Genomic DNA, 17,592 nt, shown 5'->3' with positions numbered 1-17,592 from the left:
GACTGAATTGATGACGATTGAACATACCCAAGACTTAGCGCAAATCCGTGCAATGGTGCCAGAAATGCGCCGTGTTAAATCTATCCACTTCATTGGTATTGGTGGTGCTGGAATGAGCGGGATTGCTGAAGTCTTGCTAAATGAAGGCTATCAGATCACGGGTTCTGATATTGCTCAAAACCCAGTGACTGATCGTTTAGTTAGCAAGGGGGCGACAGTTTACATTGGCCACCAAGCAAGTAACGTTGCTGATGCAAGTGTAGTGGTGGTTTCAACCGCTATCAACGAAGAAAATCCAGAGATTGTTGCTGCTCGTGAAGCGCGTACACCGATTGTTCGTCGTGCGGAAATGCTGGCTGAGCTGATGCGTTTTCGTCACGGTATTGCCGTGGCTGGTACGCACGGTAAAACAACGACCACAGCGCTAGTTACACAGATTTACTCGGAAGCTGGCCTCGATCCCACTTTCGTAAACGGTGGTCTGGTGAAAAGTGCAGGCACTAATGCTCGCTTAGGTTCAAGTCGTATCCTTATCGCTGAAGCTGATGAAAGTGATGCGTCATTTCTGCATCTGCAACCAATGGTTAGTATTGTGACTAACATTGAAGCGGATCATATGGATACCTATGGCGGTGATTTTGAAACGTTAAAGCAGACGTTTATTGATTTCTTACACAACCTGCCATTCTATGGTCAGGCTGTGATGTGTGTTGACGATCCTGTTGTACGTGAGCTTATTCCTCAGGTGAGTCGCCAAGTGATTACTTACGGTTTCTCAGAAGATGCTGATATCCGTATTGAAAATTACGTACAAGAAGGGCAACAAGGTAAATTTACAGTTGTACGTGAAGGCAAAGCTAACCTTGATATTACATTGAACATTCCGGGCCGTCATAATGCGCTAAATGCATCAGCTGCAATTGCGGTTGCGACTGAAGATGACATCAGTGATGAAGCAATTCTAAAAGCGATGGCAGGAACGGAAGGCACAGGCCGTCGTTTCGATCACTTAGGTGAGTACGAAACCGGTAAAGGCGTTGCAATGTTGGTTGATGATTATGGTCATCACCCAACGGAAGTGGATGTGACGATTCAAGCTGCACGCAGCGGCTGGACTGACAAACGTCTTGTGATGATCTTCCAACCTCACCGTTATAGCCGTACTCGCGATCTGTATGATGACTTTGCTAACGTTCTTGAGCAGGTTGATGTTCTAATCTTATTAGATGTGTACTCGGCAGGTGAGAAACCTATTGCAGGTGCGGACGGGCGTTCGTTAAGTCGAACTATTCGTGGTCGTGGTAAGATAGATCCAATCTTTGTTGCTGATATCAACGCGCTGCCGTCGGCTCTTGCTAACGTAATTCAAGGTGGTGATCTTGTTTTAACGCAGGGTGCAGGTGATGTTGGCCGTGTAGCGAAGCAGCTTGAATCGTTACAATTAGACATTAATAAAATGCAGAACGCGTAACAGAATACCGTCTACAGACTGTGGTTGATCGCTCACTTCTTGCGATTGACCTAAAATTGACCAAAAATCTTATTATCAACGTTTGATAGTTTGATTTTGCTCAGTATAATTCATAGGTTAAAGTAAGTGCTTTTACCTCTATTACGAAGATAGGGAATAGAATTGCGAACCAACGACAGGGAATGCGGGCTTTGGTAGAAAGTACTTTTAGCGAAAACCGCCACCTATTCAGTTTACCGTCGCTCAAGAAACACGCCTTAGGCGGGTCTTTTTTTGTTGTGGTGCTGCTATTCATTGGGTTTCTTTTCTATACCACACTGACTTGGATGTGGGACGATCAGCGATTGCCTCTTTCCAAAATAGTACTTCAGGGCGACTTAACTTATGTAACGGCTGGTGATGTTCAGCATGCCTTTGGCGAGCTTGAGCATATTGGAACATTCATGTCACAGGACATTGGTGTGTTGCAAAACAGTTTAGAAGCATTGCCTTGGGTGTCTGTTGTCTCAATTCGTAAACAGTGGCCAGACACAATAAAAGTATTTTTGACTGAGTATCATGCAGCAGCAATCTGGAACGGTAACATGCTGCTTAATGACGATGGTCAGGTGTTTAATGGTGATATCGGCCTATTAAAGGGCGATCGAGTCAAGCTTTACGGCCCAGACGGCACCAGCCAAGAAGTGATAGAAAAATGGCGACAGATAACTCCTTTGATTAATAGTCTAGGGTTAACCGTTACCTCGCTCGTTCTCAATGAGCGTCGCGCGTGGCAAATAATCCTAGATAACGGTATCCGTTTAGAACTAGGTAAAGATTCTTTAGATGAGCGTGTTGAACGCTTCATTTCGCTTTACAACGAATTAGGTAGTAAGGCGAATCAAGTGAGCTACATCGACCTCAGGTATGATACGGGAGCCGCTGTAGGCTGGTTTCCAGAGCAAGAGTTAGAAGAGAGCACAGATGACTAAGACCGCAGATGACAACATAATCGTTGGTCTTGATATAGGCACTGCGACCATATCAGCTCTGGTTGGTGAAATATTGCCTGATGGTCAAATCAATATCATTGGATCAGGGCAAAGCCCATCTAGAGGTATGGATAAAGGTGGTGTAAACGACCTAGAGTCGGTAGTTAAGTCGGTTCAGCGAGCTATTGATCAAGCAGAGTTGATGGCGGAATGCCAAATCAGCAATGTGTTTATCTCGCTATCGGGCAAACATATCGCAAGCCGAATTGAAAAAGGCATGGGCACTATTTCAGATGAAGAAGTGTCTCAAGATGATATGGATCGAGCGATCCATACCGCGAAATCAATTAAAATAGGTGATGAGCAGAGAATTCTGCACGTGATCCCACAAGAATTTACCATTGATTATCAAGAAGGGATTAAGAACCCACTTGGCTTATCTGGTGTTCGAATGGAAGTCAGTGTTCACCTAATTTCTTGCCATAGCGACATGGCGAGAAACATTATTAAAGCTGTTGAACGATGTGGTCTTACAGTAGAACAGATCGTATTTTCAGGACTTGCCTCAAGTAACGCGGTAATTACTGAAGACGAGAGAGAGCTTGGAGTGTGTGTGGTAGATATCGGTGCGGGTACAATGGATATTTCCATATGGACTGGCGGCGCGCTTCGACACACAGAAGTATTTTCCTACGCAGGAAATGCAGTAACCAGTGATATTGCCTTCGCTTTCGGCACGCCAGTGAGCGATGCTGAAGAGATAAAAGTAAACCATGGTTGCGCTCTGAGTGAACTCGTAAGCAAGGATGACTCTGTTAACGTCCCAAGTGTTGGTGGTCGCCCATCGAGAAGTTTGCAACGACAAACTTTGTCGGAAGTGATTGAACCACGTTACACTGAACTTATGGGGCTCGTTAACCAAACTATTGATACGGTTCAATTACAGCTACGCGATGAAGGTATTAAACACCACCTTGCAGCTGGCGTCGTTCTCACTGGTGGAGCGGCACAAATTGACGGATTGGTAGAGTGTGCGGAACGCGTTTTCCGCAATCAAGTTCGAGTTGGTAAGCCATTAGAAGTTAGTGGCTTAACTGACTATGTTAAAGAGCCGTATCATTCTACGGCGGTTGGTTTACTTCATTACGCAAGAGATTGTCAGATAAGTGATGAAGGTGATTACAGCGAACCTAAGCGTTCAGCACCTTCTATGTCAGGCTTGTTTGGCAAATTGCGTAATTGGATACAAAAAGAGTTTTAACCTGAGTTGCAGGAAAAAACGGAGATAACACATGTTTGAACCGATGATGGAAATGTCTGACGATGCAGTAATTAAAGTCGTTGGAGTTGGTGGCGGTGGCGGTAACGCTGTTGAGCACATGGTACGTGAATCAATCGAAGGCGTAGAATTCATCAGTGTTAACACTGATGCCCAAGCACTTCGTAAAACAAGCGTGAGCAGCGTGATCCAAATTGGTGGTGATATCACTAAAGGTTTGGGCGCTGGTGCAAACCCACAAGTAGGCCGTGATGCAGCTCTCGAAGATCGAGAAAGAATTAAAGAAGTTCTAACTGGCGCCGATATGGTATTTATCGCAGCTGGTATGGGCGGTGGTACGGGTACAGGTGCTGCTCCAGTTATTGCTGAAGTTGCGAAAGAGCTAGGTGTGCTAACAGTTGCTGTTGTAACTAAGCCATTTAGCTTTGAAGGCAAAAAACGTTTAGCGTTTGCAGAGCAAGGTATTGAAGAGCTTTCTAAGCATGTGGATTCTTTAATTACGATTCCAAATGAAAAGCTACTTAAGGTACTTGGCCGTGGCGTAACACTGCTAGAAGCTTTCGCAAGTGCAAATGATGTGCTTAAAAATGCTGTACAAGGTATCGCAGAGCTAATTACTCGCCCTGGTATGATTAACGTCGATTTCGCGGATGTTCGCACTGTAATGTCTGAGATGGGTCATGCAATGATGGGTAGCGGTATCGCAAAAGGTGAAGACCGTGCTGAAGAAGCTGCTGAAACGGCAATTTCTAGCCCACTACTAGAAGACATCGACCTAGCTGGTGCGCGTGGCGTTCTTGTGAACATCACTGCAGGCCTGGACATGCGTCTAGATGAATTCGAAACTGTGGGTAATACAGTTAAGGCATTCGCTTCTGATAACGCAACTGTCGTGATTGGTACTTCTCTAGACCCTGACATGACGGATGAAATCCGTGTAACTGTTGTTGCAACAGGTATCGGAACAGAGAAAAAACCAGACATTACATTAGTTGCTGGTGGCAAGGCTAAAGTAGCGCCAACGCCTCAACCACAAGTTGCAGCTCAAACTGCACCAAAAGTGGAAGAGAAAATGGCACAGCCATTGCAAGAGAAAACTGAGGTTAAACCTCAAGTTAAGCCACAGCCAACAACGTCACCTGTTTCTTCAGGTACAGGCGCTAGCCAGAGTGCTGCACCTAAAGCTGAGAAAGAGAGTGGATACTTAGATATTCCAGCATTTTTACGACGTCAGGCTGATTAACAAATACCCAAAATTTGACTATCGTCGAATTAATGGTAAAATTTGCGGTCGGTAAATACTGACCGTGATTTGTAGCACTGATAACGAGGCAAGCAGATGATCAGACAACGTACTCTGAAAGAAATTGTGAAAACAACTGGTGTGGGTCTCCACTCTGGTCGTAAAGTCACACTTACTCTTCGCCCGGCAGCTGCAAATACAGGTATTGTTTATCGTCGTACTGATGTAAATCCACCTGTAGATTTCCCAGCTGATCCAGCATCAGTTCGTGACACTATGTTATGTACTGCTCTTGTTAACGACGAAGGCGTACGTATTTCTACAGTGGAACACCTTAACGCAGCTTTAGCGGGTATGGGTATCGACAACATTATTGTTGAGGTTGATGCACCAGAGATCCCAATTATGGATGGTAGCGCAAGCCCATTCGTATATTTGCTACAGCAAGCAGGTGTAGAAACACTGAATGCAGCGAAGCGTTTTATTCGAATCAAAAAGCCTATCCGTTTTGAAGATGGCGATAAGTGGGCAGAATTCGTCCCATTTAACGGCTTCCGCATGGACTTTGAGATCGACTTTAACCATCCCGCGATTGAATCTGATGAGCAACGTTTGTTGTTTGATTTCTCTTCACAAGGTTTTGTGAAAGAAATTTCTCGCGCTCGTACTTTCGGTTTCATGCGTGATATTGAGTATCTACAATCCCAAAATCTAGTACTTGGTGGTAGCTTTGATAATGCTATCGTACTTGACGAGTATCGAATTCTTAATGAAGAAGGTCTACGTTTTGACAATGAGTTCGTAACTCATAAAGTACTAGACGCGATTGGTGACCTTTACATGTGTGGACACGCTATTATTGGTGAGTTCCGTGCATACAAATCAGGTCATGGCCTAAATAACCAACTACTACGTGCAGTACTTGCTGACGCAGAAGCTTGGGAATGGGCAACATTCGAAGAAGAAGTAGGCTCTCCAGTTGCGTTTGCTGAACCAGGTATGGTTTTAGCGTAATTGTTGCTTACAACAATATAAGATTTCGAAAACCAGGTCATTGACCTGGTTTTTTTGTATCTATTTTCCAGATACAGTGTCGTCAACATCCGAAAGTTGTCTACCAATAGACTGCAGTCTGGCTAATCCGTCAGCAATTAGAAAGAAAAGTTCCAAGCACATCAAACAAATGGGGTTATAAATGGTCGTTAGTGTGAAAATTACTTACACTAGAGAGCATTAATTTTAACTCAAGCCTTGAAAACTCTACTCTCAAGTACAATATCAAAGATACTAGATTTATCTCAGTATCCTTGGTTAGTAACTGAAGACTAGTTCATAGCTAGTAGAGACTGACGGCATTTAAAATAGATCGCGGACGATCTGAGAACGAAGAGATTCCAAGCACATGATTACTAAGCTGCTGACAAAGGTAATTGGCAGTCGCAATGACAGAACACTGCGCCGCCTTAGAAAAATTGTAAAAGAAATTAATAACTACGAACCAACGTTAGAAGCACTTTCTGATGAAGAGTTAAAAGCTAAAACGGTTGAGTTTCGTGAGCGCTTAGATAAAGGCGAATCGCTAGATCAACTTTTACCTGAAGCATTTGCTACAGTACGTGAAGCGTCTAAACGTGTTTACGGCATGCGTCACTTTGACGTGCAGTTGATTGGTGGCATGGTTCTAAATGCTGGCCAAATCGCAGAGATGCGTACTGGTGAAGGTAAAACTCTTACCGCAACTCTACCAGCTTATCTTAACGCCCTACCAAGCAAAGGTGTTCACGTTGTAACGGTGAACGATTACCTAGCGAAGCGTGATGCGGAAACAAACCGACCACTATTTGAATTCCTTGGCATGACAGTTGGCGTGAACGTGCCAAATATGGCTCCGCCAGAGAAGAAAGAAGCGTACCAAGCCGATATCCTATACGGAACAAACAACGAGTTTGGTTTTGATTACCTGCGTGACAACATGGCTTTCCGTGCTGAAGATAGAGTTCAACGTGAACGTTTCTTCGCTGTAGTCGATGAAGTTGACTCAATCTTAATCGATGAAGCTCGTACTCCGTTAATTATCTCTGGTCCTGCTGAAGATAGCTCAGATCTTTATACGCGCATTAATACGCTGATCCCTTCTCTAGAGCGTCAAGATAAAGAAGATTCAGAAGAGTACCGTGGTGAAGGTCACTACACCATGGACGAAAAATCTAAACAGGTTCACCTGACTGAAAACGGTCAAGAATTTGTTGAAGAGTTAATGGTTAAAAATGGATTGATGGAAGAGGGCGATACACTTTACTCTCCAACCAATATCAGCTTACTTCACCACGTAAATGCGGCTCTTCGTGCGCACGTATTGTTTGAGAAAAACGTAGACTACATCGTTACTGAAGAAGGCGAAGTGGTTATTGTTGATGAACATACTGGTCGTACTATGCCTGGTCGTCGTTGGTCTGAAGGTTTACACCAAGCTGTTGAAGCGAAAGAAGGTGTAAAGATTCAAAACGAAAACCAAACGTTAGCATCGATTACCTTCCAGAACTTCTTCCGTTTGTACGAGAAACTGTCTGGTATGACAGGTACAGCCGATACAGAAGCTTTCGAATTCCAGTCTATCTACGGCCTAGAAACGGTGGTTATCCCAACCAACAAGCCTATGGTTCGTAACGATATGCCAGATGTGGTTTATCGTACCGAAGAAGACAAATTCAATGCGATCATTGAAGACATTAAAGATCGTGTTGCGGCTGGTCAGCCATCACTGGTTGGTACGGTTTCTATCGAAAAATCAGAACTACTGTCTAACGCACTGAAAAAAGCAAAAATTAAGCATAACGTTCTCAATGCTAAGTTTCACGAAATGGAAGCCGAGATCGTTGCACAAGCGGGTACGCCAAGCGCGGTAACTATCGCAACTAACATGGCTGGTCGTGGTACCGATATCGTATTGGGTGGTAGCTGGCAGGCTCAGGTAGAGAAGCTAGAAAACCCAACTCAAGAGCAGATCGATAAGATCAAAGCTGACTGGAGAGTTATCCACGATAAAGTACTTGAGTCCGGTGGTCTGCACATCATTGGTACTGAGCGCCATGAATCTCGCCGTATCGATAACCAGCTACGTGGTCGTTCTGGTCGTCAAGGTGATGCGGGTTCTTCTCGTTTCTACCTATCAATGGAAGACTCTCTGCTACGTATCTTTACGTCTGATCGTATGGCTGGCCTTATTCAAAGTGGTATGGACGAAGGCGAAGCGATTGAATCTAAGATGCTGTCTCGCTCAATTGAAAAAGCACAACGTAAAGTGGAAGGTCGTAACTTCGATATCCGTAAGCAGCTTCTTGAGTACGATGATGTAGCTAATGACCAACGTAAAGTGGTTTATGAGCTTCGTGACGAACTGATGAGTTCTGACGACATCAGCGAAATGATCGAACACAACCGTGAAGACGTGTTTACTTCGGTTATCGATGAGTACATTGCACCTCAATCTCTTGAAGACATGTGGGATATCGCTGGTCTACAAGATCGCCTGAAAAACGACTTCGATCTAGACTTTGATATTCAAGGTTGGTTGGACGAAGACGACAAGCTTTATGAAGAAGCATTGCGTGAGCGTATTCTTGGTATGGCGGTTGACTCGTACAAACAAAAAGAAGAAGTGGTTGGTGCTCAAGTACTGCGTAACTTCGAAAAGTCTGTGATGCTACAAACGCTAGACGGTCTTTGGAAAGAGCACTTGGCTGCGATGGATCACCTTCGTCAAGGTATACACTTACGTGGTTATGCTCAGAAGAACCCGAAACAAGAGTACAAGCGCGAGTCGTTTGAACTGTTTGAAGGTCTGTTAGATGTACTGAAAACAGACGTTGTTACCATTCTTTCTAAGGTTCGCGTTCAGCAACAAGAAGAAGTTGAAAAGATGGAAGCTCAACGTCAAGCTCAAGCTGAAGAAGCGGCGCGTCGTGCTCAAACACAACATGCAGTGGCTGAAAATCAGTTAGCTGACGATGAAGCGGTATCTCCACAAACGGTAGTACGTGATGAGCGTAAAGTGGGTCGTAACGAACCATGCCCATGTGGAAGTGGCAAAAAATACAAACAGTGTCACGGTAAAATTGACTAATGCTTTGCTGTAATGGCTGATAACTTCGTCGGCGATGCTCATTTACACTTGTAAACTCTGCGTCGCCTCCTCGTTCTCAACCAATACAGCTTTGCCTAAATATAGTTTTGATTAAAGAGTCGCTTAGGCGGCTCTTTTTGTATGTAAATTTCGTGGCTTATCTTTTGATGAAAGGGTAAGTCGTCATTCCCTCTAGCGAGGAACGAGCCTAGTAGGGAATCTCGTTTAATAGTTAGACTCATGCTCTTGTATTAGATCCTCAACTCAGTTGTTTGTCCTTCTTGAGGATGACGTATTGAGGGGGATGAGTGAGCAAAGCGTTTTATTAAGGAACACCATCATATGAAAAGAATCCATATTGTTGCGGGCATTATCTTCAACCAAGATAAATCACAGGTCTTTATTACTAAACGCCCAGACGATAAACACAAAGGTGGCTTTTGGGAGTTCCCTGGCGGCAAGGTTGAAGTAGGGGAAACCATTGAACAAGCAATGACTCGTGAGTTAGATGAAGAAATTGGCATCAAGGTAACTGAACAGTCTCTCTTCGAGCATCTTGAATTTGATTACAGTGATAAATCGCTTAAGTTTGATTTCATCCTTGTGACAGCCTTTGAGCAACAGCCTTATGGTAAAGAGGGTCAACAAGGTGAATGGGTAAACCTAGAATCTTTGAATCAATACCCCTTCCCAGAGGCAAATGTACCAATTTTAGAGCGAGTAATAAAAGAGTTTTCGTAATTGCTAGCCTGAGTTTGAGATTGTTGTTAGTTTAAAGGGATTAATCGATTGAACGTTGCCGCACGAGATAAGTGGCAACGGTAACCAAAACAATGGAGATATTCGCAGTGGTAAGAATTGCAATTGCAGGAGCAGCGGGCCGTATGGGTCGTAACTTGGTGAAAGCCGCTCATCATAATTCAGAAGCAAGTGTTGGTGCTGGTTCAGAGCGTCCAGAGTCATCTTTAGTGGGCGTTGATGTCGGCGAGTTATGTGGTGAAGGTCGTTTTGATGTCGCTTTAGTGGATGACTTGTCTAAAGCTATCGAAGAGTTTGATGTGATCGTCGATTTTACCGCACCTGTTAGCACATTAGCGAATATTGAACTTTGTAAACGTCATGGTAAAAAGCTGATCATCGGCACAACGGGTTTCTCTGAAGAAGAAAAGCAGGCTATCGATGCGGCGTCAAAAGAGATGCCAATTGTCATGGCACCTAACTACAGCGTTGGTGTAAACCTGGTATTTAAGCTGCTAGAAAAGGCCGCTAAAGTGATGGGCGATTACTGTGATGTTGAAATCGTTGAAGCTCACCATCGCCACAAGGTAGATGCACCTTCAGGCACGGCTATTGGTATGGGTGAAGCGATTGCTGGTGCGATGGGTAATGAGCTTAACGATGTAGCCGTATGGTCACGTGAAGGTATTACTGGTGAGCGAACTAAGGATGAGATCGGTTTTGCGACGATTCGTGCCGGCGACATTATTGGTGAGCACACCGCTATGTTTGCTGATATAGGTGAGCGAGTGGAAATTACCCATAAAGCGACCGACCGAATGACTTTTGCCAATGGTGCAATCAAGGCGGCAGTTTGGCTAAATGATAAACCAGCAGGCTTTTATACCATGACTGACGTCCTTGGTTTGAATGACCTATAAATAGATATTTATGCGCTGGCAATTGCCAGCGCTTTCTTTATTTGATACATTTTCCTTCGTAATATCCCTTTTACAAACCTCCTTCTAGTTTCTTCTTATCGTCGATTTTCTCTTATTTAACTGCGATTTTTAATGCTTATAGTGTGCTTTTTGTTTTAGATCTTTAAATTTCGACCTTTTCTCTTTGTATTTATCGATTGCGTTTTGTTGCTGATATTTTTATCACTCTATGATTGGCTAAAATGAGGGGTGAAAATTAGAAAATCGTAATATTCGGACAAAATGAGCATGAAAGTTAAACTTTTGAAGCTTTGATGGTGTAAATTGAATTAGTCCTTACAAATGTTTAATTTCTTTTGCGTTAAATGTTGACACGTATCACGCAGATCACTAAAATATCGCCAATTTGTCTAATTTCCATAAACACGCAGTTTCTGGTGTTAAAGGAAGGTAGATTTGCAAATTAAATCAATTTTAATGCATTTTTATTTCTGGAGGTTGTCTTGAAGAAGTCAGCACTACTCGTCCTAGAAGATGGGACAGTATTTCACGGTGAAGCCATTGGCGCTGTAGGTTCCGCAGTTGGTGAAGTCGTTTTTAATACCTCGATGACGGGGTACCAAGAAATCCTCACTGATCCTTCCTATTCTCAACAAATCGTTACCCTTACTTACCCTCACATTGGCAATACCGGAACCAATTCCGAAGACGAAGAATCTTCTTCAATCCACGCTCAAGGCCTTGTGATTCGCGATCTCCCTCTAATCGCTTCTAACTTCCGTAATGAACAATCCCTTTCTGATTACCTTAAGTCGCAAAACGTTGTTGGTATCGCTGATATTGATACTCGTAAGCTGACGCGTATTCTTCGTGAAAAAGGTGCTCAAAACGGTTGTATCGTAGCTGGCTCTTCAGTAAACGATGGAAACCTAGACGAAGCTCTAGCTCTTGCTAAAGCAAAAGAATTCCCAGGCCTGAAAGGTATGGACCTTGCGAAAGAAGTTACAACAAAAGAAGCGTATCAATGGAAACAAGGTTCGTGGACGCTTACGGGTGGACTTCCTGAAGCGAAAGCAGACTCTGAATTGCCATACCACGTTGTTGCTTATGACTTCGGTGCAAAACGAAACATCTTACGAATGCTTGTTGACCGCGGCTGCCGCCTAACGGTTGTTCCTGCTGAAACTTCAGCAGAAGAAGTACTCGCTCTGAACCCAGACGGTGTTTTCCTTTCAAATGGCCCTGGTGACCCAGAACCATGTACTTACGCAATTGAAGCGACAAAAGTGTTCCTAGAAAAAGGCTTACCAATCTTCGGTATCTGTCTAGGTCACCAGATTCTTGCTCTTGCGTCAGGCGCTAAGACAGTGAAGATGAAGTTTGGTCACCACGGTGCAAACCACCCGGTTAAAGATTTAGATCGTGATGTTGTGATGATTACTTCGCAAAACCACGGCTTTGCTGCTGACGAAGAAACCCTTCCAGAGACACTGCGTGCAACGCACAAATCATTATTTGATGGTTCTCTACAAGGTATTCACCGTACAGACAAACCAGCATTCAGCTTCCAAGGTCACCCGGAAGCAAGCCCAGGTCCAGAAGACGCAGCGCCGTTATTCGACCACTTTATTGAACTAATCAAACAGCACACAGCGTAATTCGGAGTAGTAGACAATGCCAAAACGTACTGACATTAAAAGTATTCTTATTCTAGGTGCTGGCCCGATCGTTATCGGCCAAGCATGTGAGTTCGATTACTCTGGTGCTCAAGCTTGTAAAGCGCTTCGCGAAGAAGGTTACCGAGTTATTCTTGTAAACTCGAACCCAGCGACAATCATGACTGACCCAGATATGGCCGATGCAACTTACATCGAGCCTATCCAATGGGAAGTTGTGCGTAACATCATCGCTAAAGAGAAGCTCGATGCAGTCCTACCTACTATGGGTGGCCAAACTGCATTGAACTGTGCTCTAGACCTAGAAAAGCACGGCGTTCTTGAAGAGTTCGGTGTTGAAATGATTGGTGCAACGGCTGACGCTATCGATAAAGCAGAAGACCGTTCACGCTTCGATAAAGCAATGAAAGCAATTGGTCTTGAATGTCCAACTGCTGATACAGCGAAAACCATGGAAGAAGCTTACAAAGTTTTAGACATGGTTGGCTTCCCTTGTATCATTCGTCCATCGTTCACGATGGGTGGTACTGGTGGCGGTATCGCTTACAACAAAGAAGAATTTGAAGAAATCTGTCGTCGTGGTTTGGACTTATCTCCAACTAACGAACTTCTTATCGATGAATCACTTATCGGTTGGAAAGAGTACGAGATGGAAGTGGTTCGTGACAAAAACGACAACTGTATCATCGTATGTGCGATTGAAAACTTTGACCCAATGGGTATTCACACCGGTGACTCAATCACAGTGGCGCCAGCTCAAACGCTGACAGACAAAGAATACCAACTAATGCGTAACGCTTCTCTAGCGGTACTGCGTGAGATTGGTGTTGAAACAGGTGGTTCAAACGTACAGTTTGGTATCAACCCGAAAGATGGCCGTATGGTTATCATCGAGATGAACCCACGTGTATCTCGCTCTTCTGCACTAGCTTCTAAAGCGACAGGTTTCCCAATCGCTAAGATTGCAGCGAAACTGGCTGTTGGCTTTACGCTAGATGAGCTAATGAATGACATCACTGGTGGCGCAACGCCAGCGTCATTCGAACCAACAATCGACTACGTAGTTACTAAGATTCCTCGTTTTAACTTCGAGAAATTTGCAGGTGCTAACGACCGTCTAACAACGCAAATGAAGTCGGTTGGTGAAGTTATGGCTATCGGCCGTAACCAACAAGAATCTCTACAGAAAGCACTTCGCGGCCTAGAAGTTGGCGCGACTGGTTTTGACGAAATGGTAGACCTAGACGCACCTGATGCGCTAACGACTATCCGTCATGAACTAAAAGAAGCTGGCGCAGAACGTATTTGGTACATCGCTGACGCATTCCGTGCTGGTATGTCGGTAGATGGTGTATTCAACCTAACGCAAATCGACCGTTGGTTCCTAGTTCAAATCGAAGACATCGTTAAGCTAGAGCAAGAACTTAAAGCGAAAGGCTTTGCTGGTCTAAACAAAGACGAGTTAAACAAGCTTAAGCGTAAAGGTTTTGCTGATGCACGCTTATCTAAGATTCTAGGTGTAGCGGAAAGCGAAATCCGTCGCATGCGTGACCAATACGATATACACCCTGTTTACAAGCGTGTAGATACGTGTGCTGCTGAGTTCTCTTCAGATACGGCGTACATGTACTCAACTTACGATGAAGAGTGTGAAGCGAATCCAACAGACAAAGACAAGATCATGATCTTGGGTGGCGGTCCAAACCGTATCGGTCAAGGTATCGAGTTTGATTACTGTTGTGTACACGCCTCACTAGCACTACGCGAAGATGGCTACGAAACTATCATGGTTAACTGTAACCCTGAGACAGTTTCTACAGACTACGATACGTCTGACCGCCTGTACTTCGAACCAGTAACTCTGGAAGATGTACTGGCGATCGCTCGTGTTGAGAAGCCAAAAGGCGTTATCGTTCAGTACGGTGGTCAAACGCCACTTAAACTGGCTCGTGCTCTTGAAGCTGCTGGCGTACCAATTATTGGTACTAGTCCAGACGCAATCGACCGTGCAGAAGACCGTGAGCGTTTCCAAGTTGCTGTAGACCGCCTAGGCCTGCTTCAACCACAAAATGCAACCGTAACAACAATGGAGCAAGCGGTTGAGAAATCTCGCGAAATCGGCTTCCCACTTGTTGTACGTCCTTCTTACGTACTTGGTGGTCGTGCGATGGAAATCGTATACGACGAGCAAGACCTGCGTCGCTACTTCAACGAAGCAGTCAGCGTATCAAACGAATCTCCAGTATTACTTGATAGCTTCTTAGATGACGCTATTGAGGTAGACGTAGATGCGATTTGTGATGGTGAGCGTGTTGTTATCGGCGGTATCATGGAGCATATCGAACAAGCGGGTGTTCACTCTGGTGACTCAGCATGTTCTCTTCCTGCATACACGCTAAGCCAAGAAATCCAAGACGTAATGCGCGAGCAAGTTGAAAAGCTAGCGTTTGAGTTGGGTGTTCGTGGTCTGATGAATACGCAGTTTGCTGTTAAAGATAACGAAGTATACCTAATCGAGGTTAACCCTCGTGCAGCACGTACTGTTCCATTCGTGTCTAAAGCTACAGGCGCACCGATTGCTAAGATTGCAGCGCGTGTAATGGCTGGTCAATCACTAGAGTCTCAAGGCTTTACGAAAGAAATCATCCCACCTTACTACTCAGTGAAAGAAGTTGTACTTCCATTCAACAAATTTCCTGGTGTTGACCCACTGTTAGGCCCAGAAATGCGCTCTACTGGTGAAGTTATGGGTGTTGGTGCGACATTCGCAGAAGCATACTCTAAAGCTGAGTTGGGTTGTGGCAATATCTACCCAGAAGGCGGCCGTGCACTTCTTTCTGTTCGTGAAGGCGACAAAGAGCGTGTTGTTGACCTAGCTTCTAAGCTATCTAAGCTTGGTTACCAGTTAGACGCAACTCACGGTACTGCAGTTATTCTTGGAGAAGCGGGTATTAACCCACGTCTAGTAAACAAGGTACACGAAGGTCGTCCTCACATTCTTGACCGTATCAAGAATAACGAGTACACGTACATCGTGAACACTGCTGCTGGCCGTCAAGCGATTGAAGATTCTAAAGTTCTTCGTCGCGGCGCATTGGCTGAGAAGGTTAACTACACGACTACGCTAAACGCTGCATTTGCGACTTGTATGGCGCACACTGCAGACGCGAAGACGTCAGTAACTTCAGTTCAAGAGCTACACGCTCAGGTTAAAGCTTCTCTAGCGTAATAGCCTAAAGCGTAACGCTGTTAAACAGATATAAATACTCAAAGCCTACTCTTCGGAGTGGGCTTTTTTATGTCTGTTATTCTGTAGTGGTTAAATGATGAATATTTGGAATAGGTTAAAATCTTGTGTTTCGTTATTGCTCACCTACAGTGAGTGGTAACTTGTCGTTACACAGGACTTTAAGGCGTTGGGTATATGGAAATCACTCTTGAAATATTGGCTATCTTGTTTGTTGTTGCAACGGCGGCAGGCTTCATCGATGCAATGGCTGGTGGTGGTGGCTTACTGACTCTACCTGCATTGCTAGCGGCCGGAGTGCCACCAACTCAAGCATTGGCAACCAATAAACTCCAAAGCTCATTTGGTAGCTTTTCCGCCAGTTGGTATTTCGTGCGCAACGGTATTGTCAGTATCAAAGAGATGCGCCTTGCTATCTTTTGTACCTTTATCGGCTCTGCTATTGGCGCCGAGTTAGTTCAGCACATTGATGCGAGCCTACTGACCAGTGTGATACCGCTGCTGCTTATCGCTATCTCTCTCTATTTCCTGTTGGCACCGCAAACTAGAGCGTCTGAAGGAAAACAGAAGATCTCTGAGGCGATGTTTGCTCTGTGTGTAGGTGGTGGAGTTGGTTTCTATGATGGTTTCTTTGGCCCAGGAACAGGTTCTATCTTCACAGTCTGCTTTGTTGCGATTGGTCACTTCTCGTTAGTCGATGCTACGGCGCGCACCAAGGTACTTAATTTCACCTCTAATATTGCCGCATTGATCTTCTTTATTTTGGCTGGCTTGCCTATTTGGGAGTTAGGATTAGTGATGGCGGTTGGCGGTTTTATGGGCGCTCAGCTTGGCGCTAAAGTGGTGGTGACAAAAGGGCAGAAATGGATTCGACCCCTTGTGATCGTTATGTCGATGCTAATGGCGTCTAAACTGCTTTGGGAACAGCATCAACAATGGATTCTATCAGTGTTCTAACTCGTGGAGACTGATAGCTATTTGGTCTTACACAGATATGAATCGGTCGAATTAAGCCTGCTAATTCGGTGAAGCTATACAGGTATTGAGGCTCAATATTGAGTGTTTTTACGATAGAGAGCGGGATTAACGCTGGCCCAGTCCCGCCCAATGCAAGTTGAGCCGCTGCGGTGTAGGCATCCATCTCCATCAAGGGCTTGATACCAAACTTCTCTAAGACAGAAAGTTGATAAGAGTTCGCGGGGTTGGTCATATCGTTGGTAATCACCAATGGAGGAAGCTCCGTTAGCGGTGACTTACTCACTATGTAAAACGGCTCATCAAACAGATGGAAGGTCATCAACCCATGATGCGGTGGTAATAAGCCTGCGCATAACCCTAAGGTCGCTTTGCCCGATTGCACTCTTTCTATGATTCGAGGTGTGTGGTTAGTGGTAATGGTGATGTATTTATCTTGCTGGATAAATTGGCCCATCATCTCACCTAGATAGCCCGCTATCAGAGATTTAGAGCTGTCTAAGGTGATAAGAGTCGTATCTTCCAACTCTTGCTGTTCATAAATAAGACCACGTAACTCATTGAATGTTGGGCCTATACTCTCGATCAATGCAATCGCATCTGGCGTCAGTTTTATCTGTCGGCCACTCGGTTCTATGAGTTTCTTGCTTAACTTCTTCTCTAAATTAGCAATCCGTTTGCTGACCGCTGATTGGCTGATATAAAGCAAACTGCCTGTGCGGCTCATGGTCTTTGCTTTACTCAATACCAGTAGAGTTTCGATTCCTTCGAGTAGCATTGGGTTATATTCATGAAAGTTGGGAATGATTAAACCAAATTACCTCAAACACTCTTCATTCTCTAGATTTGAAGCGAAAGGTTTGAACTCAGTTAGGTATTTTAAATTGGGAACGTAAAGTGTCACGAAAGATCATAATAATGGATTGGAGAGTGAGCAGGATTAAAAAAG

12 protein-coding genes are annotated in these 17,592 nt (G+C 44.5%); 11 read left to right on the top strand and 1 reads right to left on the bottom strand.

The window, feature by feature from the left end:
- Window positions 1–10 precede the first annotated feature (10 nt).
- The 11 genes from murC (at window position 11) to OCW38_RS12375 (ending at window position 16,625) form a co-directional block, all read left to right on the top strand.
- A complete protein-coding gene (gene murC / locus OCW38_RS12425) occupies window positions 11–1,471 on the top strand; it encodes a UDP-N-acetylmuramate--L-alanine ligase (protein ID WP_010434743.1) in 1,461 nt (486 codons plus the stop codon).
- 191 nt (window positions 1,472–1,662) lie between these two features.
- Window positions 1,663–2,442 carry a cell division protein FtsQ/DivIB gene (locus OCW38_RS12420; protein ID WP_010434745.1) on the top strand — a complete coding sequence of 260 codons (780 nt, stop codon included), beginning with the start codon at window positions 1,663–1,665 and terminating at the stop codon, window positions 2,440–2,442.
- Entirely contained in the window at window positions 2,435–3,703 is a 1,269-nt protein-coding gene (gene ftsA / locus OCW38_RS12415; RefSeq protein ID WP_010434747.1) for a cell division protein FtsA, read from the top strand. Before OCW38_RS12420 ends, ftsA begins: the two co-directional genes overlap by 8 nt.
- A 31-nt stretch (window positions 3,704–3,734) precedes the next feature.
- Window positions 3,735–4,964, top strand: a complete 1,230-nt coding sequence (gene ftsZ, locus OCW38_RS12410; protein ID WP_010434749.1) for a cell division protein FtsZ — start codon at window positions 3,735–3,737, stop codon at window positions 4,962–4,964.
- Between the two features lie 96 nt (window positions 4,965–5,060).
- Window positions 5,061–5,978, top strand: coding sequence for a UDP-3-O-acyl-N-acetylglucosamine deacetylase (gene lpxC / locus OCW38_RS12405; RefSeq protein WP_010434751.1), 918 nt, complete (start codon window positions 5,061–5,063; stop codon window positions 5,976–5,978).
- Between the two features lie 388 nt (window positions 5,979–6,366).
- On the top strand, window positions 6,367–9,087 hold the full coding sequence (gene secA / locus OCW38_RS12400; protein ID WP_065100592.1) for a preprotein translocase subunit SecA: 2,721 nt from the start codon (window positions 6,367–6,369) through the stop codon (window positions 9,085–9,087).
- A 342-nt stretch (window positions 9,088–9,429) separates the two neighbouring features.
- A complete protein-coding gene (mutT, locus tag OCW38_RS12395; protein WP_010434755.1) occupies window positions 9,430–9,828 on the top strand; it encodes an 8-oxo-dGTP diphosphatase MutT in 399 nt (132 codons plus the stop codon).
- 92 nt (window positions 9,829–9,920) lie between these two features.
- Complete coding sequence (gene dapB, locus OCW38_RS12390; protein WP_016783966.1) at window positions 9,921–10,745, top strand: 4-hydroxy-tetrahydrodipicolinate reductase; 825 nt, start codon at window positions 9,921–9,923, stop codon at window positions 10,743–10,745.
- Between the two features lie 503 nt (window positions 10,746–11,248).
- Complete coding sequence (gene carA / locus OCW38_RS12385) at window positions 11,249–12,403, top strand: glutamine-hydrolyzing carbamoyl-phosphate synthase small subunit (RefSeq protein ID WP_010434758.1); 1,155 nt, start codon at window positions 11,249–11,251, stop codon at window positions 12,401–12,403.
- A 16-nt stretch (window positions 12,404–12,419) separates the two neighbouring features.
- Window positions 12,420–15,650, top strand: coding sequence for a carbamoyl-phosphate synthase large subunit (carB, locus tag OCW38_RS12380; RefSeq protein WP_261894232.1), 3,231 nt, complete (start codon window positions 12,420–12,422; stop codon window positions 15,648–15,650).
- A 195-nt stretch (window positions 15,651–15,845) separates the two neighbouring features.
- Window positions 15,846–16,625 (top strand): TSUP family transporter, encoded by a 780-nt coding sequence (locus OCW38_RS12375; RefSeq protein ID WP_010434762.1) that lies wholly within the window; start codon window positions 15,846–15,848, stop codon window positions 16,623–16,625.
- On the opposite strand, the gene OCW38_RS12370 is transcribed toward OCW38_RS12375, so the two are convergent.
- On the bottom strand, window positions 16,576–17,421 hold the full coding sequence (locus tag OCW38_RS12370) for a LysR family transcriptional regulator (protein ID WP_010434764.1): 846 nt from the start codon (window positions 17,419–17,421) through the stop codon (window positions 16,576–16,578). The two genes, OCW38_RS12375 and OCW38_RS12370, sit on opposite strands and share 50 nt — an antisense overlap.
- Between the last annotated feature and the right edge of the window lie 171 nt (window positions 17,422–17,592).

It is taken from the genome of Vibrio cyclitrophicus (assembly GCF_024347435.1).
Classification (GTDB): domain Bacteria; phylum Pseudomonadota; class Gammaproteobacteria; order Enterobacterales; family Vibrionaceae; genus Vibrio; species Vibrio cyclitrophicus.
The sequence above is the reverse complement of the archived record's forward strand: the minus strand, read 5'-3'. Positions and strand labels throughout refer to the sequence as shown.

Bases quoted from the DNA above. Each gene is read 5' to 3' on its own strand.
- OCW38_RS12375 (WP_010434762.1), top strand. From the start codon at position 15,846: ATGGAAATCACTCTTGAAATATTGGCTATCTTGTTTGTTGTTGCAACG.
- mutT (WP_010434755.1), top strand. From the start codon at position 9,430: ATGAAAAGAATCCATATTGTTGCGGGCATTATCTTCAACCAAGATAAA.
- OCW38_RS12370 (WP_010434764.1), bottom strand. From the start codon at position 17,421: ATGCTACTCGAAGGAATCGAAACTCTACTGGTATTGAGTAAAGCAAAG.
- secA (WP_065100592.1), top strand. From the start codon at position 6,367: ATGATTACTAAGCTGCTGACAAAGGTAATTGGCAGTCGCAATGACAGA.
- lpxC (WP_010434751.1), top strand. From the start codon at position 5,061: ATGATCAGACAACGTACTCTGAAAGAAATTGTGAAAACAACTGGTGTG.
- ftsA (WP_010434747.1), top strand. From the start codon at position 2,435: ATGACTAAGACCGCAGATGACAACATAATCGTTGGTCTTGATATAGGC.
- ftsZ (WP_010434749.1), top strand. From the start codon at position 3,735: ATGTTTGAACCGATGATGGAAATGTCTGACGATGCAGTAATTAAAGTC.
- carB (WP_261894232.1), top strand. From the start codon at position 12,420: ATGCCAAAACGTACTGACATTAAAAGTATTCTTATTCTAGGTGCTGGC.
- dapB (WP_016783966.1), top strand. From the start codon at position 9,921: ATGGAGATATTCGCAGTGGTAAGAATTGCAATTGCAGGAGCAGCGGGC.
- murC (WP_010434743.1), top strand. From the start codon at position 11: ATGACGATTGAACATACCCAAGACTTAGCGCAAATCCGTGCAATGGTG.